This is a genomic window from Treponema bryantii (assembly GCF_900111035.1).
Classification (GTDB): Bacteria; Spirochaetota; Spirochaetia; order Treponematales; family Treponemataceae; genus Treponema_D; species Treponema_D bryantii_C.
Genome location: NZ_FOFU01000004.1, coordinates 46,374 through 68,583, shown reverse-complemented (window position 1 = coordinate 68,583; position 22,210 = coordinate 46,374). Strand labels below are relative to the sequence as shown.

General features: G+C 40.1%; 18 protein-coding genes and 2 tRNA genes. 15 read left to right on the top strand and 5 right to left on the bottom strand.

Going from position 1 to position 22,210, the window contains the following annotated elements; all coding sequences use genetic code 11:
* Positions 1 to 118 precede the first annotated feature (118 nt).
* The 9 genes from BMY21_RS08420 to BMY21_RS08380 are packed head-to-tail and all read left to right on the top strand — an operon-like array spanning position 119 to position 11,101.
* A complete protein-coding gene (locus BMY21_RS08420; protein WP_074642821.1) occupies positions 119 to 2,482 on the top strand; it encodes an efflux RND transporter permease subunit in 2,364 nt (787 codons plus the stop codon).
* A 15-nt stretch (positions 2,483 to 2,497) separates the two neighbouring features.
* Positions 2,498 to 3,277, top strand: coding sequence for an outer membrane lipoprotein-sorting protein (locus BMY21_RS08415; RefSeq protein ID WP_074642818.1), 780 nt, complete (start codon positions 2,498 to 2,500; stop codon positions 3,275 to 3,277).
* Between the two features lie 14 nt (positions 3,278 to 3,291).
* Positions 3,292 to 4,455 (top strand): DUF1302 family protein, encoded by a 1,164-nt coding sequence (locus tag BMY21_RS08410; protein WP_074642816.1) that lies wholly within the window; start codon positions 3,292 to 3,294, stop codon positions 4,453 to 4,455.
* A 53-nt stretch (positions 4,456 to 4,508) separates the two neighbouring features.
* Positions 4,509 to 4,967 (top strand): chemotaxis protein CheX, encoded by a 459-nt coding sequence (locus tag BMY21_RS08405; protein ID WP_074643529.1) that lies wholly within the window; start codon positions 4,509 to 4,511, stop codon positions 4,965 to 4,967.
* A 57-nt stretch (positions 4,968 to 5,024) separates the two neighbouring features.
* Positions 5,025 to 6,200, top strand: coding sequence for a TrkA-related ion transporter (locus BMY21_RS08400; protein WP_074642813.1), 1,176 nt, complete (start codon positions 5,025 to 5,027; stop codon positions 6,198 to 6,200).
* A 9-nt stretch (positions 6,201 to 6,209) separates the two neighbouring features.
* A complete protein-coding gene (locus BMY21_RS08395) occupies positions 6,210 to 6,725 on the top strand; it encodes a cyclic nucleotide-binding domain-containing protein (protein ID WP_074642810.1) in 516 nt (171 codons plus the stop codon).
* A 1-nt stretch (position 6,726) separates the two neighbouring features.
* Positions 6,727 to 7,713, top strand: a complete 987-nt coding sequence (gene rsgA, locus BMY21_RS08390; protein WP_074642809.1) for a ribosome small subunit-dependent GTPase A — start codon at positions 6,727 to 6,729, stop codon at positions 7,711 to 7,713.
* Between the two features lie 35 nt (positions 7,714 to 7,748).
* Positions 7,749 to 10,298, top strand: a complete 2,550-nt coding sequence (locus BMY21_RS08385; protein ID WP_074642806.1) for an endonuclease MutS2 — start codon at positions 7,749 to 7,751, stop codon at positions 10,296 to 10,298.
* A 32-nt stretch (positions 10,299 to 10,330) separates the two neighbouring features.
* Entirely contained in the window at positions 10,331 to 11,101 is a 771-nt protein-coding gene (locus tag BMY21_RS08380) for a class I SAM-dependent methyltransferase (protein WP_074642803.1), read from the top strand.
* Here the strand turns inward: BMY21_RS08380 and BMY21_RS08375 are convergent.
* From BMY21_RS08375 to BMY21_RS08360, 4 genes are all read right to left on the bottom strand, one after another.
* On the bottom strand, positions 11,091 to 12,176 hold the full coding sequence (locus tag BMY21_RS08375; protein ID WP_083379796.1) for a GGDEF domain-containing protein: 1,086 nt from the start codon (positions 12,174 to 12,176) through the stop codon (positions 11,091 to 11,093). The two genes, BMY21_RS08380 and BMY21_RS08375, sit on opposite strands and share 11 nt — an antisense overlap.
* A 95-nt stretch (positions 12,177 to 12,271) precedes the next feature.
* Positions 12,272 to 13,369, bottom strand: coding sequence for an aspartate-semialdehyde dehydrogenase (gene asd / locus BMY21_RS08370; protein ID WP_074642799.1), 1,098 nt, complete (start codon positions 13,367 to 13,369; stop codon positions 12,272 to 12,274).
* A 168-nt stretch (positions 13,370 to 13,537) separates the two neighbouring features.
* Entirely contained in the window at positions 13,538 to 14,452 is a 915-nt protein-coding gene (gene dapA / locus BMY21_RS08365; RefSeq protein WP_074642796.1) for a 4-hydroxy-tetrahydrodipicolinate synthase, read from the bottom strand.
* Between the two features lie 272 nt (positions 14,453 to 14,724).
* Complete coding sequence (locus tag BMY21_RS08360) at positions 14,725 to 15,816, bottom strand: GGDEF domain-containing protein (protein ID WP_074642793.1); 1,092 nt, start codon at positions 15,814 to 15,816, stop codon at positions 14,725 to 14,727.
* A 60-nt stretch (positions 15,817 to 15,876) separates the two neighbouring features.
* On the opposite strand from BMY21_RS08360, the gene aroC reads away from it, so the two are divergent.
* From aroC to BMY21_RS08335, 5 genes are all read left to right on the top strand, one after another.
* Positions 15,877 to 16,992 carry a chorismate synthase gene (gene aroC / locus BMY21_RS08355; protein WP_074642791.1) on the top strand — a complete coding sequence of 372 codons (1,116 nt, stop codon included), beginning with the start codon at positions 15,877 to 15,879 and terminating at the stop codon, positions 16,990 to 16,992.
* Between the two features lie 9 nt (positions 16,993 to 17,001).
* Complete coding sequence (locus BMY21_RS08350) at positions 17,002 to 18,444, top strand: D-alanyl-D-alanine carboxypeptidase family protein (protein WP_074642789.1); 1,443 nt, start codon at positions 17,002 to 17,004, stop codon at positions 18,442 to 18,444.
* Between the two features lie 36 nt (positions 18,445 to 18,480).
* Positions 18,481 to 18,903 (top strand): isoamylase early set domain-containing protein, encoded by a 423-nt coding sequence (locus tag BMY21_RS08345; protein WP_083379795.1) that lies wholly within the window; start codon positions 18,481 to 18,483, stop codon positions 18,901 to 18,903.
* A gap of 66 nt (positions 18,904 to 18,969) precedes the next feature.
* A tRNA-Gln gene (locus BMY21_RS08340) sits at positions 18,970 to 19,040 on the top strand.
* Between the two features lie 75 nt (positions 19,041 to 19,115).
* A tRNA-Glu gene (locus BMY21_RS08335) sits at positions 19,116 to 19,188 on the top strand.
* A gap of 55 nt (positions 19,189 to 19,243) precedes the next feature.
* Here BMY21_RS08335 and BMY21_RS08330 read toward each other — a convergent pair.
* Entirely contained in the window at positions 19,244 to 20,050 is an 807-nt protein-coding gene (locus tag BMY21_RS08330) for a hypothetical protein (RefSeq protein WP_074642786.1), read from the bottom strand.
* A 221-nt stretch (positions 20,051 to 20,271) separates the two neighbouring features.
* Between BMY21_RS08330 and BMY21_RS08325 the strand changes: the two genes are divergently transcribed.
* On the top strand, positions 20,272 to 22,209 hold the full coding sequence (locus tag BMY21_RS08325; protein ID WP_143064197.1) for a tetratricopeptide repeat protein: 1,938 nt from the start codon (positions 20,272 to 20,274) through the stop codon (positions 22,207 to 22,209).
* Position 22,210: the final 1 nt, after the last annotated feature.

Here is a 22,210-nt window from a genome sequence, read left to right as displayed (position 1 = left end):
TAACAATGTTATCGTTTGTGCTTGACAAGATAACACTGTTACCACTAAGATAACATTGTTATCAGATAACAATGTTATCATTTTTATAACACTGTTATCCGGAGGAGATGAAAGATAAATGAAAGTCACTAAAATAAATGACTGGTTTGAAAAATTCGGAAGGTTTGAAATAAAGCACCGATGGGGATTTATTATCGGTCTTATTATTGTAACAGTTGTATGCAGTCTGGGGCTTACACGTCTCAAACTTGATAATGGAGAAGAGGACTGGTTTGATGACTGGGAAACTACAAAAATCAATCAGGATCACTTTGAAAGTATTTTCGGTTCAACAGATTCTCTAATGGCTCATATTACTACCAAAGGAACTGATGTTTTTGATCCGGAAGTTTTGAATATGATTGATGAACTCGGAGATGAGCTTTTAAATAATGTTCCATATGCATCAAGTATTACTTCACTCATGGAACTTTCGCTTCCAATTGGTACGGAAGACGGTTTTGAAGTAAAAAGTCCGTTTGAAGATGGTGTCCCATCTGATCCTTCAGAACTTGCGGAAAAGAAAGCTTTTATTATGAGCCGTGAATCTCTTGTAAACTCCCTTGTCAGTGAAGATTGTACCGAAACCTGGCTTATCGTAAATCTTGAGCAATATTCAGAAGGTCTTGATGAAGCAATGCAAAAAATTGCTCCACCCGCAATGGCAATTTTTAATGATCCAAAATATCAGTCTGATAAATGGGAAATCCGTCCGGCAGGTCTTTCATATACAGAATATGAGGAAGAAAAACAGATTACAAGTCAGTGTGTAAGTCGTATTGCTCTTGGATTTGTTGTAATGCTGATTTTCCTTATTATCTTTATCCGCTCTCTTCGCGGAGTTGTAGTTCCTTCAATTGCTACAATCGGTGCTCTTTGTACAACTCTGGGGGCTTCCGGCTGGATGAATATCAAAGGTAACAACACAATGCTTCTTGTAACAGTTTTGTTATCAATGGCACTTGCAGTTGGTTATGCAGTTCACTATATCAACAGTTTTAAGATGTACTTCAGAAAGACAGGTCAGCGAAAAGAATCAATTGTTATGGGAATTCGTGATTCAGGCTGGGCTTTGTTCTTTACGGTAATTACAACAATGGCAGGAATGCTTTCATTCCTTTCTGCCGGAATCAGACCTATGCGTTGGGTTGGTGGAATTACTGCTGCTGCCGTTCTCGCAGTCTTCATTTTTGAAATTATTCTTTTACCTTGTCTCTACAGCTTTGGAAAAGATAAAGAACCAGATCCAACCTTTGTTGACACAGAAGGTTCAACTAAATCTGACCTTCGTGTAGAAGCAATGGGAAAGTCAATTCTCAATAAAAAGTGGATTACAGTAATTGCAGGAAGTGCTGTTCTTCTTGCTGTAATTCCTGGTATGTTCAAAATCAAAGTAAATATGAATTACTCAGATATGATGGGCGAGCGAACTCCTTATATCAAACGACTTCTTGAAATTACCCGAAGTCAGCTGGGAAGTCAGTACAGTTATGAAGTTCTTGTTGAGTATGAGGACGAAGATTCTCTTAAGAATCCTGAAGTTCTAAAAAATATGGACGAACTTGCAGAACGTGTTGGAACTCTAAGTATGACAAAGGTTTCTAACGGAAAACCTCGTGTTTCTTCTGTAACAAAAGTAATCAAGGAAATGAACCGTACTCTCAATGGTGATGATCCCGACGCGTATGTAATTCCAGATGACCAGAATCTTGTTAGTCAGGAAATGTTCCTTTATGAGATTTCCGGTGGTTCAGATCTTTATGATTACGTCAGCGAAGATTTTAAGGCTGGTTATCTCCATATTGAACTTGCCGGTTATGATGGTGAAGAAATTGTTCAGAATATGGATGCTGTAAAAGAATGGGTAGCAGAACTCTTCCCTGATGCGTCAAATGCCGGGGTAGTAGGTGAGGTTGTTCAGTATGCTCATATGAACGGTAAACTTGTTCGCGGGTCAATCCGTTCAATTGGAACTTCTCTGATTGTAATTCTGCTGCTTTTGATTATTGCCTTTACTTCGCTTCGAACAGGCTTTATTGCAATGATTCCAAACGTTGCCCCAATTGCAATCATAGGTGGAATCATGGGATATGCCGGAGTTAATCTTGATATGATTACTGCAATGATTATGCCGATGATCCTTGGTATTGCGGTAGATGATACTATTCACTTTACAAATCATATTAAATATCATTTTGAACTTACGGGAAACTACCGCTCGGCAGTTTTGAATTCATATCGTGAAATTGGAAAAACAATGATTATGACAACAATCATACTGTGCGCTATGTTTGGAATCTTCCTTACAAGTACAATGACTGTTCTCGTAAATATCGGCTGGCTGTCGATTGTCGGCTTGGGCAGTGCGCTCATTGCTGACTATACACTCACACCGGTTTTATTGTTTATAACAAAGCCATTTGGACATGAAACAAATAAATAACAAAAGGAGATATTTATGAAAAAACAATTTCTTACTTTAGCGTTAATTACAATGGGTACTCTGCTCTTTGCTGAGACAGGTTACGATATCATGAAAAAAGCAGATGAAGTGCCGGAACCTAAAACTTCCTCTTCAACTGCGACCCTTACAATTCATTCAAAAAAAGGATCAGACCGAATCCGTGAAGTTATTATGAAGAGTAAGGATTATGGAGAAGTAGAAAAGAGTATTATCGTGTTTACAACTCCAAAAGATGTAGCAGGAACTGGATATCTTATGTTTGATTATGAAGATGATAATAAAGATTCTGATAACTGGCTTTATCTCCCTGCAATGAAAAAGACACGTCGTATTGCTTCAAGCGGCTCTGAAAGTGAAGGAAGTTTTATGGGAACAGACTTTACTTATCAGGATATGGGAGACCGCAGCCTCAATAAATATGATTACAATCTTCTTGGTGAAGAAGATGTTGATGGCACAATCTGCTACAAGGTTGAATGTATAAGCAAGGCTCATACAGAAAAAGATCCTCGCTATATCAGCTACATTGGAAAATCAGATTATATTCTCCGTAAATGTGAGTTTTATGACCGCCAGAATCAGCTTCACCGGGTTCTCACCTGCACAGACTTTACAACCATCAAAGGCTTTACAACAGCACAAAAAATGAAAATGGAAAATGTTCAGAGCGGAACCTGGTCTCTCATCGAATCAAAAAATATTGTTTACGATGCAGAAGATATTGATGATTCTTTATTCACAGTAGCAGCATTGGAAAAAGGTCGAATCAGATAATGTCTGGAGAGTTTATGAAAATAAAAAGCTTTATATTGATTTTACTATTACTGATATATTTTCCTCTCATTGCGGAAGGGGGAGTAGATTTCTCCGGAGAGATTCAGACTCTCTGGGGAGCTGGTGTTCCATGGACAGATGGCGATACTTCAGCAGGTAAGTTTCTGCTTGGGACAACCGAGTTTACCGGTACACTTGATGCTTATTACGATAACAGCTCAGCTCTTGCAGATGCTTCTGTTTCGTATGATGCTGTAACGGGCGAACTCGACTGGTCGCTTAATGAGCTCTGGTTCGACTATACTTCAAGCTTCTGGGGAATCAGAATTGGCCGTCAGAAAACTGCCTGGGGTAAAGCCGATGGTGTAGACATCACAAATGTAATTTGTCCAGGTGACATGTCCAATCTTGCAGCAATGGCAAGTGACGATTCAAAACTTGCAATTGATGCTCTGCGCATTTCGTTTTCTGGAGAACAGTTTACCACAGATATTTACTGGATTCCGTTCTTTACACCCGCAGCACTTCCAGAATCAACAACAAGTGCTGTACAGATTATAAAGCCCGATACTGCAATCTGGAATGGAGAATATGGTGTAAAACTTTCCGGTTACTTCCTGGCATTTGATGCCTCTGTCTACGGTTTTTATGGTTGGGATGATATGCCTGTTTTTGATTATACTTATACGGGAAATTACAAACGAATGGCAATGATAGGTCTTGATGCGGCAATTCCGGTTAGAGAAGTTGTTATTCGTACAGAAGCAGCTTTCTTTCCAAAACGCTATTTTACCGATACAGAACAGCGTAATGAAATCTCAGCTCTCGCCGGTATAGACTGGATGCCATCCGGCTGGACACTTACAGCCCAGTATTTCTGCGATTATGTTTTTGGAGATACTGAAAGCATAAACAGAGCAGATGCCTATACTCATGGGGCAACTCTGAGTGTTTCAAAGACATTCCTGAATGAAACCTTGGAAGCAAGTTTGAGTGGACTTATAGGCTTTAATGATTTTGACAGCTTTATAAAGCCATCGATAAATTATAGCCTTTCTGATCAGATAAATGCTGAAATTGGAGCTTATATTTTTACTCCAGGTCCTGAAAAAGACGGAACTTACGGAGCTTATAAAGATTACAGCAGTTTCTATATTAAAGGTAAATTCAGTTTCTAACATTTTGTTTTACAAATCCAATTTTGTGGTTTATCATAATATACGATATGGGAATGGACGCAAAAATTATTAACGCATTTCTCACAGAGGGAATCAATACTTTCCAGGATATGTTCAATATAGGTCCTCAAAATAAGGAACCTCATCTTCTGGATATACATGCAGGCCATCCGTGGGAAATATCGGGTTTGTTGGGAGTTACCGGCGAAATAAAAGGAATCGTTGCTTTCCGTCTTCATAAGATTCTTGCAAATAAAATGCTTGAGCTTTCCGGATTAAAATGTAAGCCGGAGGATTATGAGGATATGGCCGTTGGGCTGGTAAGTGAGTTTACAAACATTATTTCAGGTCATGCAGTTACTGCTCTAAGTCAGTATAAAATGGACATTTCGCCTCCATTTTGTGTAATGGGACACAATCACATGATTGCCTGGCCTAAAAACTACCCTGTAATCGCAATTCCGTTTGTTACATCATACGGGCCGTTTGAAGTAGATGTCTGTTTCAAATAGTCTTGTACAAACGGTGTTCTTACTGACTTCCCCTGCTTTTTTTGCTATAATATCAAAATGAGTAAAAAAAAGCAGGGGAGTTTTAAGCGTTTTAAGCGCGCTCTTAAGTATACACTCAAAAATCCTCTTACTTATATCTGGCTTCTCATCTTTATAATAATTGCCGTTGCAACTATTGTTGTCTTTGCGTCTGAAACTCAGACCGAAAGCGGAATAGAAACAATGTTCGATTCCGTATGGTTTACATTAGTTGCGGTTTTTGCGGCTTATTTTGATTATTGTGTAAAATCAGTTCCAGGCCGAATGTCAGCGCTTGTTCTGCTTGTGCTCGGAATGCTGTTATTCAGTGCTGTTACCGGTAAGCTTGCGTCCTATTTCATGGATTTGCAGATGAAGAAAAATAAGGGGCTTAAAAAATTGAAGAATATGAAAGGACATTTTTTACTTTGCGGATGGAGACCAGGCTTTGAAAAGATTCTGGATACCGTACTTACTACAAATCCGGATATTACACCTGATATGGTTGTAATGATAAATGATTCAGCAGAGCAGATTGAGCAGATCCGTTCACAGCCTCGATTTAAGGAACTTAATTATGTTTCCGGAGATTTTTCGGATGAAGCTGTTCTTAAACGTGCACAAATTGATACTGCAGAACGAGCCCTTGTAATTTGCGACCGTTCAAAAACGTATTCTGATCTTGAAATAGACAGCCGTACAGTACTTGCCGTTCTTACAATGGAAAATCTGAATCCTGGAATTTATGTAGCAGCTGAACTTATCGATGCAAAATTCCAGAAGCATCTTGAAATGGCACATTGTGATGAAATCATCCTTACACAGGATTATGAACACAGTCTTCTTGCAACTGCTTCAAGCGGAATGGGTTACAGTAACGTTATCCGTGCCCTTATAAGTGATGATGCTGATACTGGTATAATCATAGAAGATATTCCTGCTTCGTTTATTGGAAAGACCTATGGTGAATATGAAGCTCATATTGAGCAGAATGGTAATAAAGGCGGTGTCCTTGTAGGCCTTCTCTTAAATACAGGTAATTTCCATCAGCGTCGTAAAGATGCACTTAGAGAGGCTCAGAAGAATCCTGATATCAAGAGTATTGTTGATAATCTGAAAAAGGTTAAGACTCTCAAGAGTAATGAACCGGTTCTTACACCTGCGCCAGATTTTGTTATTCAGAAAAATACAAAAGCCATTCTGGTACGAGGATAGGAGGATTTTATGGATAAGTTTGAAGACGTTTTGCCTAAACTTGTACAGATTCAGTTGTTTTCTGATTTTTGTATTGATGATGAAAATGATTGCAGAATCCTCCGTGCTGTATATGATAATATGACAGTTGAAAACTATCAGAAGGGTGATGTAATTATTGAAGAAGGAAAGTTCGGAGATATGTTCTATATCCTGTATCAGGGAAAAGTTCAGGTTTATAGAAAGACTCCTGCAGGAGATAAGATTGCCCTTGCAGATCTTTCCAGTGATATGAATATTTTCTTTGGGGAAACAGCTTTGATAAGTGATGATCCACGAACTGCAACAGTAAAGGCTATAACAGACTGTCGTTGTATAGCACTTTCCAGTACAAAGTTTCTGGAAGTGTGTGATCGCGAGCCCCTTTTAGGCTACAGAGTTCTTTTGCACCTTGCACAGGGAATGGCAAAAACTATCCGCGATACAAACAGCGATAAGGCAACCTTATACGAAGCATTGTTCAGTGAAATAGAATCAGGAGTTTAATTTGAAAGGAACTGTTATTGCAGGAACAAATAATCTTTTTACAGTTGAATGTGAAGATGATGTTACCCGAAACTGTACAATTAAAGGTAAAGTAATTAAAACTGAAAAGGAATATTATAATCCAATTGCACCAGGAGATGTTGTCGAAGTTGAACCGGATGAACTTAATGATGAAAAAGGTCAGATAGTTACTCTGGAAAAACGACGCAATACTTTTTTGCGCTGGAATGTAAAGGGCCGTTGTCCGCAGCTTCTTGCAAGTAACCTTGATTATCTGATTCTGGTATGTACTCCGGATGAGCCACCTTTCCGTCCTCGCTTTACGGATAGAGCTCTGGCTCAGGCTGAACATCAGGGAATCACTCCGGTAATTGTCTGCAACAAATGGGACCTCGCCCTTGAAATGCAGACGGATGGGCGCGAAGAGCAGTTTGAAGAAATAGAAAAAAGACTTTCTATCTGGGAAGACTTAGGCTACAAGGTACTGCGTATTTCTGCAAAGACAGGAGAGGGTATGCAGGAGTTTGCAGAGCTGCTTGAAGATAAACTTTCAGCTTTTGTAGGCCAGTCTGGAGTAGGTAAATCCAGTCTTATAAACGTTATGGATAATACCTGCGTCCTGAGAACAGGAAGCCTTTCAAAGAAATATGGTCGGGGAAGCCATACCACTACTAAAGGTACGCTGATTCACCTGACCTTGAATGAGACATTGACTGAAGGAATACAGGGCCGTAAGGCAAATATCATTGATACACCGGGAATCCGCCGTTTTGTACTTGATGATATTGAAGCTGATGACCTTGCAATGTACTTCAGGGAATTTGAACCATTTATCGGCAAATGTAAATTTGGAATGAATTGCCGGCATAATACAGAACCAGGCTGTGCAGTGCGTAAAGCTGTAGAAGATGGCGTAATTAGCCAGGAACGCTTCGACAGCTGGCAGAGAATTAGCGAAGAAATCCGCACAGGCTCCTGGTCTGATTAGCTCAAAGGCAAGCTGTGCTTGCCGACTTTAGAACTATGAATACAAAAACTTTAACCGAAATTGATTATTATCGAATCCGCGACGAAATCGCGGGATATTGTGTTTCGACAGAAGGTCGCGAAAAACTATTACAGCGCGAACCTCTTCGAAAATCAGAAGAAATTGAAAATTTAAAAAATCTTAGCCGCGAGTGGAGTGTTTACTTTTCTGCGGGTCGTGCAAATCCTATTAGTGGCTGGGAACCAGTTCATCCGCTTCTCAGTATAATAAAAGCTCGTGGGGCATCTCTTTCTCTCGAACAGGTGCATTATCTTGGTCAGTTTGTAACAAGCATAAACAGTGTTCGTAAAGCAATTCAGCTGCATGGTCAGGAATTGTCATTGAAACTGCTTGCAGAACAGGTTACTCAGCTGCCGGATATTACAGATATGGAAAAAAAGATTTTCCGTATCATTACTCCTGATGGAGAACTACGTGAACTTCCAGAAATAATAGCAATCAGAAAGCAGATTGCAAGCCTTAATGCTAAAATCAGAACTGTTATGCAGGGCTTTACATCTGACCAGAAGCTAAGTGATGTGCTTCAGAGTAACGTTCCGGTATTGAGAAACGGCCGCCAGGTGCTTGCCGTAAAAGCTAGTCTTCAAAACAGAATTCCTGGTATTGTGCATGAGGTAAGCCAGACTGCTCAGACTGTTTATGTAGAACCGGAAGAAGCTGTGCTTTGCAGTAATGAGCTGATTCAAAAAGAGTTTGAACTTCAGGCAGTTATAAAAAAGATTCTGCTTGAGCTTACAGAAAGTCTTCAGCCATCTATTCCGGCAATAAAGCAGGCGCTTCCTGTTATGACATTGTTTGATACTACTCAGGCAGCAAGCCGATGGGGACAGTCTCGCGAATGTAACTATGCATTGCCAGCAGACAAAGAACCGCCTCTTTTACTTAAGGCCCGACACCCGCTTCTTGGAGAAAAAGCCGTGCCTATAGACATCCGCTTTATGGACGGCAAGCGCGTACTTATAATTACAGGACCGAATACCGGCGGAAAAACCGTTTCGCTTAAAACTTTCGCGCTCCTTTCTATGTTAAATCAGTCCGGCTTCCCGATCCCCGCGGCGGAAGGTACCCGTTTACCGGTATTCTCAAACGTCTTTGCAGATATCGGTGATGACCAGTCTCTCGATCAGAGCCTTTCTACTTTCAGCGGTCATATGAAAAATATCGCGCAGGCCGTGAATTCTGCAAAATCCGATACCCTCATCCTTCTGGATGAACTTGGCAGTGGAACCGATCCTCAGGAAGGAACCGCTATCTCAATGGCCGTTCTCGACGAACTTATTAAACGCAAATCTTTCGTGCTTGTAACGACCCATCAGGGCATTTTGAAAAATTACGGCTACACAAATCCGTGCTGTATAAATGCGTCTGTTGAGTTTAATCAGGATACACTGTCACCGTCATATCATCTGCTTATGGGGGTGCCTGGTGAAAGCCATGCTTTGGACATTGCTCAGAAGAGCGGTCTTCCGACAGAAATCTGCAAGGCTGCGCGTACATACATTGCAACAGAACAGGCTGATGTTTCAGCTCTTATCCGTGGTCTCAACCGCAAGCACGTAGAACTCAATAAAGTTCAGAAAGAAGCAGAACGTCTCGCCGCAGAAGCTCAGGAAAAAACAGACCGCCTTAAGGCCCGCGAACTCGAACTTCGCCGCCTGGAATCAAACCTCAAAAAAGGTAAGCAGCAGGAACTCAACGATTTCCTTATTCACAGCCGTCGCCAGCTTGAAAATCTTGTACGTACTCTCAAGGAAGGTGAGATTACTCGAGAGAAAACTCTCAGTGTAAAGCAGTACATTGCCGAGCTTACGGAAGATACAATGCGTCTCGATCGAAAAATCGAAGCCGAGGAAGAAAAACTTGCCCGTGACGAACAGAAGTTTGAGGCAGAGCAGGCAGCTGCTAAAAAGCATTCAATCGGAAGCAACAAGAAAACAAAGAAGAAAATGAGTAATGCCGAAGCATTGAAATATGCAAGTTCGATTGTTACAGAACCTGCTGTGGAAAACAAAGTTCAGAGTTCTCAGAAAATAGCAGCTGCTCCGGTTCAGATATCTTTTCAGCCTGGCGCCACAGTTCGGACAAGTACTGGTACTTCAGGAGTTCTTGTTGAACAGACTAAAAAAGGTGTATGGCAGGTTCAGTTTGGCAGTATCAAAATGTCAATGAAGGAAAAAGATCTTAAGCTTGTGCAGGGAACTGAAGCTCAAAACTCAGTTCCTCTTAAGGCTGATGTATCCATTGAACTTGCAGATGATGCTTCAAATGGAATTTATGAGAGACCTGTATTTGAATTACGTCTTCTTGGTATGCGTGCAGATGAAGCTGTTCGTGCTCTGGAGCGTCAGGTAGATCTTTGTGTGCTTCATAACTTCCCTCATTTCAGTGTAATTCACGGAAAGGGTGATGGAGTTTTAATGCAGGCTGTTTCAGATTATCTTTCGCACTGTCCGGTAGTTGCAGAGTTCTCAAAAGCTCCTGCTGAAGACGGCGGTGCCGGTAAGACATATGTAACGCTTAAGTGACGCAATGACGATCGTAGGATTTCGGAGGATTTATGGACTGGTTTGAATCAGAAAACTTCTGGACACAATTTGCACCAATTATGTTTGATGATGCCCGCTGGGCAGAAGCACCAACTGTAGCTCAATACGTAAAAGATATTGCAAAGCTCCGTGACGGTGCTGCTGTCCTCGATGCAGGCTGCGGGCTTGGACGTATTTCCGTTGAACTCGCCGCTCTCGACCTCGACGTAACTGGTGTAGACATTATCCAGAGCGAACTCGATGCCGCCCGCGAATCTGCCGAGGCAGAAGGTGTACCGCTCAAACTTATCAATCATGATCTTAGAACCTTCCATGCTCCTAATCAGTTTGACTGTGCTGTAAATCTTTATACTTCGTTCGGTTATTGTGCTTCAGTTGAAGAAGATATGCAGATTCTTAAAAACATTGCAGATTCAGTAAAACCCGGCGGTACCTTCATTATGGAATGTACCAGCCGTGAAACTGCCGTTATGTACTGGACTCCCGGCGAAGAATTTGAGAGGGCAGGTTATAAAGTTGTAACTCATTTTGAAGTTGTCGGTGCCTGGGAGGGGCTGAAGTCGCAGTGGACACTGTATCCGGCCGACACAGATCTCAGTAAATCACCGGCTTCAAAACCGGTTGTAGATCACTGTTTTGTACAGCGCCTTTACCCGGCTACTTTCCTGCGGGACAAACTGATTGAATTCGGATTTTCTGATACAAAAGTTTATGGAGATTTTGATAAGTCTCCATATAACGAGCATGCCAGAACAATGGTTTTGATTGGCATTAAGAAATAACGCAGTTCTTTCCAGAATTCTTTGCTGTATAAAGTTTCTTGTCAACTTCCTGTAAAAGAACATCGTAGGTCATGTCTTCTGTACATGTCATAAAACCGGCACTTACAGTAACAAAACGATTTTCAGCAAGAATTATTTTTTCTCTGGTCTGTTTAAGGACATTCTGTACAAGTTTAAGAGCTTCTTCCTTGTTTTTCTTTGGAATCAAAAGAAGAAATTCTTCACCACCATAACGGCAGGCGGTTACACCATCTGTAATACATTCATTAAGAATATCTGCAAATCTTTTAAGTACTGTATCTCCAAAAGGATGGCCGTATTTATCATTTACATACTTGAAATCATCAATATCAAACATTGCAATATGCAGTTTACCTGTGTCCCCGAGGGTAAGAATTGCAAGTTTTAAGAAATTGTTGAAATACCGGCGGTTATAAAGCCCTGTTAATTCATCTGTATTTGCCTGACGTTCATAAAGCAGGGAAAGCTGTTCAATCTTATGACGGTCATGATAATTCTGTTTTGAAACAATAAAAGAAAATGCAAAAAGTACAAGGCTTGCAATCAGCATACTGCAAAGCTGATCTATAAAGGCATCATAATGTGACATTGGAATAAATGCCTGTGGTAAAATTTGATAAAGAACAAAAAGACCTGAATATTCCAGAAGAATTAAAATAAAAAGAATAATTCTGGTTTTTCCTCTGAGAGCAAGTGCAGTACAGACTACAGCTACGAGAAAATAAAAAGGCATTCCACCATGAAGTCCTGCATTTGCAAAGAACATCAGCGGAAAAAGAATCATAGCTGTAAGAGATATTGAAATAGTAGCAAAAAGCTTTGTTTTTTTAGTTTTAAATCCCCAGATTGAAAGGGCAAGAAGAAGCAGGGAAGAAATCAATGGAAGAAGTACAGCAATTGTCGGCAGACCAATCATATATGACTCTACAAAACCGATAATTTCACCAACCATTGCACAGAAAACCATTGCGTAGGTAATTCGTTTTTCGAGGGAGTACTTTGGCGAAAATATGGTATTGCGTATTGTCCTTAATGCTGAAAAAACTCGTTCCATTCAGTCTATTATATACTGTCTAAATGGGTATTACAAGTTTAAAAAAAGGTGGTCGAGACTGGCTCAACCACCTTTTTTGGTTTTTCAATTACAGACTAGTTAAAGAAACCCTTAGCTTTCAAAAGTTCAGCGTTAAGAATACCACCAAGAGCAGCACCACGTTTTGTATTGTGGCTCAATGCTACAAACTTGATGTCGAATACGTTACATGGGCGGAGACGTCCGATAACGCAAGCCATTCCCTTTTCAGTCTCGCGGTCGCGGCGTGGCTGTGGGCGGTTTTCTTCGTGGCGCACAACGATTGGATGTTCTGGAGCGCTAGGAAGTTTGAGTTCCTGTGGAACTGATGTATATGAAGTCCAGATCTTCTCGATTTCTTCGAGGCTAGGCTTTTTGTCTTCTGGAAGATCAAATTCAAGTGAAACACAAGCTGTGTGTCCGTCTACTACAGGTACACGTGTACATGTAGAAGAAACAAGAGGACCTGCTGCGTTTTCAATCTTTCCGTCCTTTACTGTTCCGAGAATCTTGAGACATTCTTTTTCTGTCTTTTCTTCCTCGCCACCGATAAATGGAACGATATTATCAATCATATCGAATGAAGAAACACCTGGATATCCGGCACCAGAAGTAGCCTGAAGAGTTGTTACGATCATTCTCTTGATTGGGTATCCAGCCTGAATAAGAGCGTGGATTGGCATCATGTATGTCTGGAGAGAACAGTTAGGCTTTACAGCGATAAATCCCTTGTCCCATCCGTGGTGCTTTTTCTGATCAGCAATTACGTCGAGGTGAGAGTAGTTGATTTCTGGAACGAGCATTGGAACATCCTCTGTCCAGCGGTTAGCAGATGCGTTAGAGACAACGGGGATTCCTTCAGCAGCGTAAGCAGCTTCAAGAGCCTTAATTTCATCTTTACCCATTTCGAGGGCAGAGAATACAAACTGACACTTTCCAAGTGCCTTCTTTTCGTCGTTAGCATCTTCTACGATGAGGTTAGCTACGGCAGCAGGAATATCTGCACCAATGAGCCAGCGGTTTTTTACAGCTTCTGAATATGGTTTACCAGCTGAACGTGGAGAAGCTGCAACGTATGTTACTTCAAACCATGGATGATTTTCCAGCAACTTAATATAGCGCTGACCAACCATTCCTGTTGCGCCAAGTACACCAACTTTTATCTTTTCACTCATAATATTACTCCTTTTTTTAGGTTCTAGGTTTTAGGTTCTAGGGGTAGGGGGAAGTCTCCCCCTCGCTTCAGCCTGCTACGCAGTCTTACGCTACCCCCTCTGCGGGCTCAAACGCCGCCCGCAACGCCTGCTCAAATCCCTAGCACCTATAACCTGGCACCTATAACCTTATAAATTACAGTCCTTAATTGCCTTCTCAATGATCTTCTTTGCATCATCGGTAACTTCTACCAATGGAAGTCTTACAGAACCAGCTGGCATACCCTTTACGTTCATTGCATATTTGATTGATGAAGGGTTACCGTCACAGAACTCTGCCTTGAAGAATGGAGCGAGTCTGTAGTTAATCTCGCGGGCCTTCTTAAGGTCTCCATCCAAAGCTGCAGCTGTCATTTCGTGCATCAAAGCTGGAATCATGTTTGAAGCTACAGAAATAATTCCGTCTCCACCACATGCAACTAAAGGAAGTGTCAAAGAATCGTCTCCGCTGAATACAGCAAAGTCAGGTTTCTTGTTCTTAATCTGACCAATAACTTCCATCATCTGAGCAACAGATCCGCTTGCTTCCTTTACACCAGCGATGTTAGGGAGCTCTGCAATACGTGCAAGCAAATCAGTTGGAATATTCAAACCTGTACGACCAGCAATGTTGTAAACGATGATTGGAATTCCAACCTTTGAAACTGCTGCAAAGTGCTGATAGATTCCTTCCTTTGATGGCTTGTTGTAATATGGAGTTACAACGAGAGCAGCATCTGCACCAGCTGCCTTTGCGCGTTCACAATAAGCAACTGCATCCTTTGTATTGTTTGATCCGGCACCAAGAATGATTGGAATCTTTTTGCCTGTTTCTTTTTCAAAAGCGCGAACTTCTTCAAAAACAATCTGAATAATCTGATCTTCTTCGCTGCCTGGCTTTTCGTCGAGGGTAGGGGTTTCAGCGGTGGTTCCAAGTGGAACAAGACCGTCTATACCTTCCTGGAGCTGATGTTTGACATTTTTTCGGAAGCCCTCAAAATCAACTGAACCATCAGCCTTCATTGGTGTAATCAAAGCTGTAAAAGCGCCACGAAAAATACTCATAACATACCTCCAAAAACAATTATTAGCAAATCTTCAGATTTGATAATAATTGTTTTAGCACATTCGTAATGAAATGAGAATGTGCAGTATATAACAAAGTTTCCGAAGGAAACTTTGCAAGATAAAACCTGACAACATTTTGGCAGGTTTTATCTTATACCTCCAATTATTTACAAACTTCGATTTGTAATAATTCTATGTAAAATTTATATTTGGAGTATATTATAATTTTTCGGTGAAATATTCAATATAATTGAAGAAATGAAGTTGAACTAAATATTTTTACTCTGCTTTAAGTTTACTTTATTCTCGTACATTCTCTCATCGCTGAGTGAAATTATTTTTTCGATGTCGTCACCAGGAGTGTAACTTGCATAACCACATGCAACCTGATACTCAGTTTTTTTAAGATTCTTCTGGAAAACAGAAACCAGATTTATAACTTCAGAAATGCTGCTCTTTCGGAAAATCGCCATAAACTCATCACCACCAGTGCGGTAAAGCTTTGCATATCTATTGAAGGTTTTAAACATTTCTGTGGTAACTGTAACAATTGCTTTATCACCGGCAGCGTGGCCCTGAGTATCATTAAACATCTTAAGATTATTCAAATCCATTGAGAGAATAATCAAAGGTTCCTTTTGCAGATGTTTAAGTTCCAGATAAAAACAGCGTCTGTTCAGGAAGTGAGTGAGAGTATCACGCTTGTAAGTCTGTGTAAGCAGGAAGAAGTAGTAAAATATAATAGAAGAAATCAGAACCTGAGAAAGTACAAAATCATACTTATAGCGGTTTTCCATAAGGGTTGCAGTAAACGCTGCAATCTCCATGATGATTACAATAATCGGTTCATATTTATTGTAATTAAAATTCTTAAGGGAATAATAAACTACCTGGAAGGCATAGAAGACGCAAACAATATGTGATAAGAATCCAAAAGGTCCTCGTACAAACTTATTTGCTTCATTAAAATCAAACATCAGCCCACGTGCAAACGGGAAAATGCTTGTGAGTGAAATGATTACACAGAAAATCAAAGGAATCGTAAAAAGTCTGTTTCTTTTGATTTTGTATCGTGCTGAAATTACTGATAAGCGGTAAAGAATCATAGGACGGAGTGCATAACCAACGCCAGCCGAAATGTATCGGTAAACGGTTGGATGATCCATGTGAGCTGAAATAAAACGCATGCTGTCAGAGGCGGTAAGAAGAATTGCTGCACCACAGGCAAGTAAAAAGCTACGGTTCGTTGAATCAGAAAAACTGACATTTGTTTTAATAAAAGCTATGAGAACTAATACTGATACCAGAGGTGCAAATTCTGTTTGAATAAGCAGTCTGGCCGTTGAAAACGTAAACTCCATACCTTTTATCTATTATACACTATCTTCATTTTAACTACAAATTTTATTATAATGATGATTATGAAAAATAATGGTAATACTTTTGGAACAAATTTCTCTGTAACAACCTTTGGTGAAAGCCATGGAGTTGCTCTTGGCTGTATTATTGATGGCTGTCCTGCTGGAATTGAATTATCAGCTGAGGTGATTCAGAAAGCATTGAACAGACGCCGTCCGGGTGTTTCTCCAGATGGAAAACTGAATGCTTCTGTTACAGCAAGAACTGAGGCTGATGCAGTAGAGATTCTTTCGGGAGTTTTTGAAGGCCGTACAACCGGTACCCCGATTGCGCTGGAGGTTCGCAATACTTCGCAGCATTCAAAAGATTACGGAAATCTGGATTTGACGTTCCGCCCCGGCCATGCTGACTATACTTATGATGTGAAATATGGCGGATGTCGGGATTATCGCGGCGGTGGACGTTCGAGCGGACGGGAAACTCTTGCGCGTGTTGCCGGTGGGGCAGTGGCTGCTCAGCTTCTGGCACAGCATGGAATTAAGATTACTGCATATACAATCCGCGCGGCTGGTATTTCAGCAGAAAAGCGCGACCTTTCACAGATAGAGCAGAATGCTTTGCGTGCTCCGGACAACGAAGCAGCAGAAAAAATGAACGCAAAAATCGAAGAACTCCGAGCTGCCGGAGACAGTGCTGGTGGTATTATCGAATGTATCGTTCAGGGGTGTCCGGTTGGTCTTGGCGAGCCTGCTTTTGATAAACTGGATGCAAATCTTGCAAAGGCTATGCTTAGCATTGGCGCGGTTAAGGGCTTTGAAATTGGCGATGGTTTTGCAGCTGCAGATTCTTTCGGCAGCACAAACAATGACTGTATGCATGCCGAGAATGGTCAGCCTGTTTTTGACTCGAACCACGCCGGCGGTGTTTTGGGCGGATTGAGTACTGGGGCGGATATTATTTTCCGCGTTGCCGTAAAGCCTGTGCCGAGTATTTTTAAGCCGCAGCAGACGGTTCGCCGCACTGGGGATTTTGGCGAGGACGGTAAAGCTCAGTATGAAACAACCGAGCTCCAGATTAAGGGCCGTCACGACATCTGTCTGTGTCCACGCATTGTTCCTGTTGTAGAAGCTATGACAGCCCTTGTACTTGCAGACTTCCTTTTAAGAAATATACACTAGAGAGAGTATATGTCAGATAATAAAGATTCAAAACGCTTCCGTCTGTGGCATGCCTTAGTTGCTGCAGCAGTTTTACTTATTTTTTGTTTTTGTGCTTTTACATTAAGCAGAGCAATCAGTTTTAAAAAGACTGTTCAGCCAATTGAACTATCTGCAGAGCAGGCCGAATCTCTGTCGCAGCTTCTTATTGAAAAATATCCTTCAGAATATCAGGTTTTAAAAAAACTTCCATATAACATTGGAGAGCCTCAGCTGGACATCTGGGCTAAATCAGCTATCTTAATTGATGTTTCAAATGGAAATATTTTATATGAAAAAAATGCCGATGCAATCATTCCTCCTGCATCAATGACAAAACTTTTTTCTATGTATGTTGTAGAAGAAGAAATTGCCAGTGGACGTTTTTCTTATAATCAGGTAATTCCACTTCCTCCTGAAAGCTGGGCCTGCAATATGCCACCTCACAGTTCACTTATGTTTCTTGGAAAAGATCAGCGTGTAACTATGGAAGAACTTTTGCTTGGGCTTTCAATCTGTTCTGGTAATGATGCGGCTTATGCTCTGGCTTATACTGTTTGCGACTCAATGGAAGAATTTGTTGAACGTATGAATCTTGTGGCTCAGGATCTCGGACTTGAAAATACTCACTTTGTAGAAAGCTCTGGGTACAGTGAAAAGAATCAGACTACGGCACGGGAAATGGCTGAATTTGCGGCAATTTATTTACGCCGTCATCCTCAGTCGCTGCATCGTTTTCACAGCGTTTTAGATTTTACTTATCCGAAAGCAAGAAATCTTGCTCCTGGTGATAAGCCAGCTGCACAGGATTTTTCTCAGGGCCTTCCTCAGAAAATCACAATGCCTATCACTCAGGATAATACAAATCCTCTTCTTGGAAAGCTTGAAGGTTGTGACGGTTTAAAGACTGGTTATATAGATGAAAGCGGTTATAATCTTGCGCTCACAGCTGTGCGTGATGAAACCCGTTTTCTTTCTGTTACAATGGGTGGACCTGGAAAGAATACCCGTGAAGGTCAGGCTGGACGTGTGCATGATGGCACAGAGTTGATGGAATGGGCCTTCCGCAATTTTGCAGATTATTCTGTGGAGCTTAAGGTTCATCCATATCTTGTACGAAGTTTTAATTCATCAGAAAAAATGCTGCGACTGGTTCCTGTATATTCTGATTCAACCTTTACTGTTCCGTATGTAACAGGGACTTCTATGGCTGAGAATATGAATTCTGTAAAAGTAGAAGTGAAGCTCCCTGATTTTTGCTGGGGTGAGGTAGTGCAGGGAAATCAATATGGTTCTATTGTGATTTCTGCAGGTGATTATATATTAAAAGAGATTCCGCTTCTGGCAGATAGAAATCTAAAAAAGGGAAACGTTTTACTCGCTGCGTCAGACTTGATTTTAAGCAGATATAAGATTAAAATTAAAGTTAATTAAAGTACGGTTGTTAACAATCGCACGCAGGAGATATTTATGTCATTAAAGAAAACATTTTCTAGTGATGGAAAAAAGTGTACAGTTGTATTTACAGTGAATCCAGAAGCTGCAGCCGGAGCAACAAAAGTGTTTCTCGCAGGCGATTTTAACAGTTGGGATCCTACTTCAATTCCTATGAAAAAAGATCCGACAGGTTCTTTTTCAGTAAAAAAGCAGCTCGAAACAAATAAAGAATATCAGTTTCGTTACTGCCTTGATGGAAACACATGGATTAACGACTGGAAAGCAGATAAATACATTCGCTCTGAGTTTGCAAGTGATGACAACTCTGTTGTAGATACAACAGTTCCAAAGGCTCCTAAAGTTTCTAAGAAGCCAACATCAAAAGCTGTAAACAAATCAGTTGATAAGAAGTCTGCTGCTAAAAAGCCGGCGGCTAAAAAAACAACAAAAAAATAATAAAAATAGGCATTAGCCTGTTGACAATGTGAGTGTTAATCATTATATTAATACTCACTTATTTATTCCCCGATTGTGTAATGGTAGCACTTCAGATTCTGGTTCTGACTGTGGGGGTTCGAATCCTCCTTGGGGAACTATAAAACTGAATCAGGAATGGTTCAGTTTTTTTTGTGTATTGTTCCTGCGGGAATAGCACATAGAGTTCAATTGGTTCCTTCGAATATCGGTTTAGTTCGCGGCCCTCTCAAGGCTGAAAGGCGGGTTCGATTCCCGCAGGAACCGTCTCATAAGTAAAAAGACTCGCATTTGCGAGTCTTTTTTTTATTCTTATTGAATATTAATAAGTGTCAGCTGAAGAAGGATTAGAAATATAATTTAAGTTATTCTCTTTGATAGTTTGAGTAATGTTTTCTTCAGAAAGTAAATTTAACAGCTGCTTAAGCTGAGCACGGGTAAAGTAATATTTTACTGAAGGAGAGTATCTTGTAGTTGCATCTCCTGCTCTTTCATAATATTCATTTTTGAATTCATAATTACTGATAGTAAAATATGGCGCACCCTTTACAAATTCATAACCGCAGTAACCATCTCCAATACCATTGTTTGGAGTTGAACTGCTGATAGTACCCCAGTTTAACTGATAGCGAATTTTTCCATAAGCTCTGTCTGTATGGCGGCCTTTTCTCTGAAGTCTTTTATTTTCGAAATCAGAAAAATATGCTTCTGCATTCTTTGCAAGGATAGCACGATTGTCTTTATCGAACTGAAGGTAATAATATGCTGCAGAATTATAGCTTCCAAATCCAGCCATAAGATTATCATATCTGATTACTGTTGTGGCATTCTTTTCTTTTATACCGGTTATTTCTTTTGTGAATACAGTTGTTTCATCAAATTTTATATATTCATCACCATTTCCAAAAGTAAAGAAGCTTTCTAAGGCACTTTTTTTCTTTCTCATGGCAACGATTTCTTCTTCAGAATTTTCTTCTGTTGAAACTGTACTATCTGTATTTGTATCAGTAACCTCATCATCTGTAATATACGCATCTGGTGCAGACTGTACCTGTTTTGTTGTTCCACAGGAAGTCAGAATTGAAGCAAAAGCAATCAGACAGCCTGCTGTTAATAAAGTTTTTTTCATTTTGTGAACTCCATACATGTTTATTAATGTAATTTATATAATAAACAGTTATATATTTTAAGATGTTACAAAACTATAATAAATTTACAGTACCTTGTTCAATAATCTTTATCTACTAAACAGCATTATTTTTTTTATAAAATCAAAAATAATTGTTTTCTTCTATATTACTTGTAAAAGATTCTTTTATTTGTTATAATTTGCTTTGGAGAAGTTTAAAATTGATAAAAAAAGTCTTTTTTTCCATTACATTATCATTTTTGCTATTATTGCCTGTAAATGCAATTGAATTAGTTTTTTCAGGTACACCAGAGCTGCTTTTTCCTTTTCTAACTGGAGGATCGGAAAAATATGATTCGCTTGGTTTTGGTGGTATGCTGGATACTGGTGTTGCTTTATGGGATACATTGAATGTTGGAACAACAGCAGGTTTTTACGCAGTTCCTAAAATGTCATCTTCAAAGCTTCGTGAATCAGAAGCAAAAAATGTTTTCTTTGTTCCTGTCGGCTTAAAGGTTGGTGTAACTCTTTATCCTTTTTCACGAATTTCTTTTTCTGCAGGTGTTTCTGGTGGACCGAGTCTGGCTCTTTCAGGCTCTGCGATTCATTATCAGCCGTGGTATAGGGCAGATGCATCTTTTGCATTCAGAATTAATCCGTCATTTTCTGTTGGTCTTTCTGCGTCCTGGATGGATATTCAGTATGACAGCTGGGCCAGAAATCCACTTTTACAAGGTGTATCTGGTGGAGTGTCTGTAACTTATCGATATGACACAAAAAAATCAACGGGTAGTGTAAGTGCAACTGCAGAATGTGACGACAGTGTTTTCCCTTTGATTGCTTCAATTTATAAAGAAAACAGTTTTGGTAATATTTATATTTCAAATGATGAAACTGCTGAAATCAGAAATGTACATGTATATATTCGAGCAGAGGGCTATACTGCTTCAGATATTGAGTGTGGCTCAATTTCAGTATTGCGCAAGCATAAGACAGAAGTTATCCCGCTGATTGCTGATTTTTCAAGTTCTATCTTGCAGTTTACAGAAAACGGACAGATTCCAGCTGAAGTAAAAATTGATTATGAACTTCTTGGTCAGAAAAGAACTGCTGTTTCTCAGATAATTATTCCAATTTATAATCGTAATCAGACAAGATGGGTGGACCCTGCTGTACTTGCAAGTTATGTTTCTGCATCTTCTCCAGAAGTAATGGAGTTTTCAAAGTCTCTTGTTGGAGTTGCCCGCCGATATCTTCGTTCGGGTCTTAATCGTAATATGCAGTTTGCAATGTATCTTTTTGAAGGTATGCGTCAGGCTGGAATAAAATACGAGGAAGATTCTTCTTCACCTTATGATACTTATCATCTTAATCTTGAAACTCTTGATTATATCCAGTATCCGTATCAGACAATGCTTTATAAAGCTGGTGATAAAGATGAGGTAGGAATCCTGTTGATATCACTTCTTCAGTCAGTTGGTATTCAGACTGGTTTTATTGCAACTGCTGATGATTTTATTGTTCTTTTTAATACTGAGATTTCTGAAAATCATATAGATAACTTCTTTGATGGTTCGGATCGCGTTCTTGTTCTTGATGATGGTAATGTCTGGCTGCCTCTTTCAATGAAAGTATTTGGTGAAGGTTTTATAAACAGCTGGTACAAAGCTGTTGAAGAATTTATGGCTGTTACAGAAGCAGAAGAAGATTATTCTTATGTTGATATTTCTTCGGCATGGACTTATTATCCGCCGGCAAGTTTCTCTAGTGGCGAAAATGTTGCTCTTAATACATCGGAAAAGAAAATATCAGAAATCGTAGAAACTGATATTTCTCGTTATATTACTGCAGAGTTTGGCCCTCAGATTGCAGCTGTACAAAACAGAATCTTAAAGGAAGGTGCTTCGGCACCCCTTTATAATCAGCTTGGTTTGCTCTATGTTCGTGCCGGAATGTATTCCAGCGCAATTCCTGTTTATCAGCTTTCGGCAAAAATGGGATCAATCCCTGCTATGAATAATCTTGGTAACATTGCTTCTATGCAGAAAAATTATAAAGAGGCAATGTCTTGGTATCAGAAAGTACTTGAGCTTGATCCGGAGAATAAAACAGCTTTGTCTAACCTTAATCGAATCCAGAGTGAGCTGAAGAATGAATAAG

Excerpts from the sequence above, each read along its gene's own strand:
- BMY21_RS08385 (WP_074642806.1), top strand. The coding sequence starts at position 7,749 with ATGAATACAAAAACTTTAACCGAAATTGATTATTATCGAATCCGCGAC.
- BMY21_RS08375 (WP_083379796.1), bottom strand. The coding sequence starts at position 12,176 with ATGGAACGAGTTTTTTCAGCATTAAGGACAATACGCAATACCATATTT.
- BMY21_RS08415 (WP_074642818.1), top strand. The coding sequence starts at position 2,498 with ATGAAAAAACAATTTCTTACTTTAGCGTTAATTACAATGGGTACTCTG.
- BMY21_RS08350 (WP_074642789.1), top strand. The coding sequence starts at position 17,002 with ATGTCAGATAATAAAGATTCAAAACGCTTCCGTCTGTGGCATGCCTTA.
- BMY21_RS08400 (WP_074642813.1), top strand. The coding sequence starts at position 5,025 with ATGAGTAAAAAAAAGCAGGGGAGTTTTAAGCGTTTTAAGCGCGCTCTT.
- asd (WP_074642799.1), bottom strand. The coding sequence starts at position 13,369 with ATGAGTGAAAAGATAAAAGTTGGTGTACTTGGCGCAACAGGAATGGTT.
- BMY21_RS08360 (WP_074642793.1), bottom strand. The coding sequence starts at position 15,816 with ATGGAGTTTACGTTTTCAACGGCCAGACTGCTTATTCAAACAGAATTT.
- BMY21_RS08330 (WP_074642786.1), bottom strand. The coding sequence starts at position 20,050 with ATGAAAAAAACTTTATTAACAGCAGGCTGTCTGATTGCTTTTGCTTCA.
- dapA (WP_074642796.1), bottom strand. The coding sequence starts at position 14,452 with ATGAGTATTTTTCGTGGCGCTTTTACAGCTTTGATTACACCAATGAAG.
- BMY21_RS08420 (WP_074642821.1), top strand. The coding sequence starts at position 119 with ATGAAAGTCACTAAAATAAATGACTGGTTTGAAAAATTCGGAAGGTTT.
- aroC (WP_074642791.1), top strand. The coding sequence starts at position 15,877 with ATGAAAAATAATGGTAATACTTTTGGAACAAATTTCTCTGTAACAACC.
- BMY21_RS08405 (WP_074643529.1), top strand. The coding sequence starts at position 4,509 with ATGGACGCAAAAATTATTAACGCATTTCTCACAGAGGGAATCAATACT.
- BMY21_RS08345 (WP_083379795.1), top strand. The coding sequence starts at position 18,481 with ATGTCATTAAAGAAAACATTTTCTAGTGATGGAAAAAAGTGTACAGTT.
- BMY21_RS08410 (WP_074642816.1), top strand. The coding sequence starts at position 3,292 with ATGAAAATAAAAAGCTTTATATTGATTTTACTATTACTGATATATTTT.
- BMY21_RS08380 (WP_074642803.1), top strand. The coding sequence starts at position 10,331 with ATGGACTGGTTTGAATCAGAAAACTTCTGGACACAATTTGCACCAATT.
- BMY21_RS08395 (WP_074642810.1), top strand. The coding sequence starts at position 6,210 with ATGGATAAGTTTGAAGACGTTTTGCCTAAACTTGTACAGATTCAGTTG.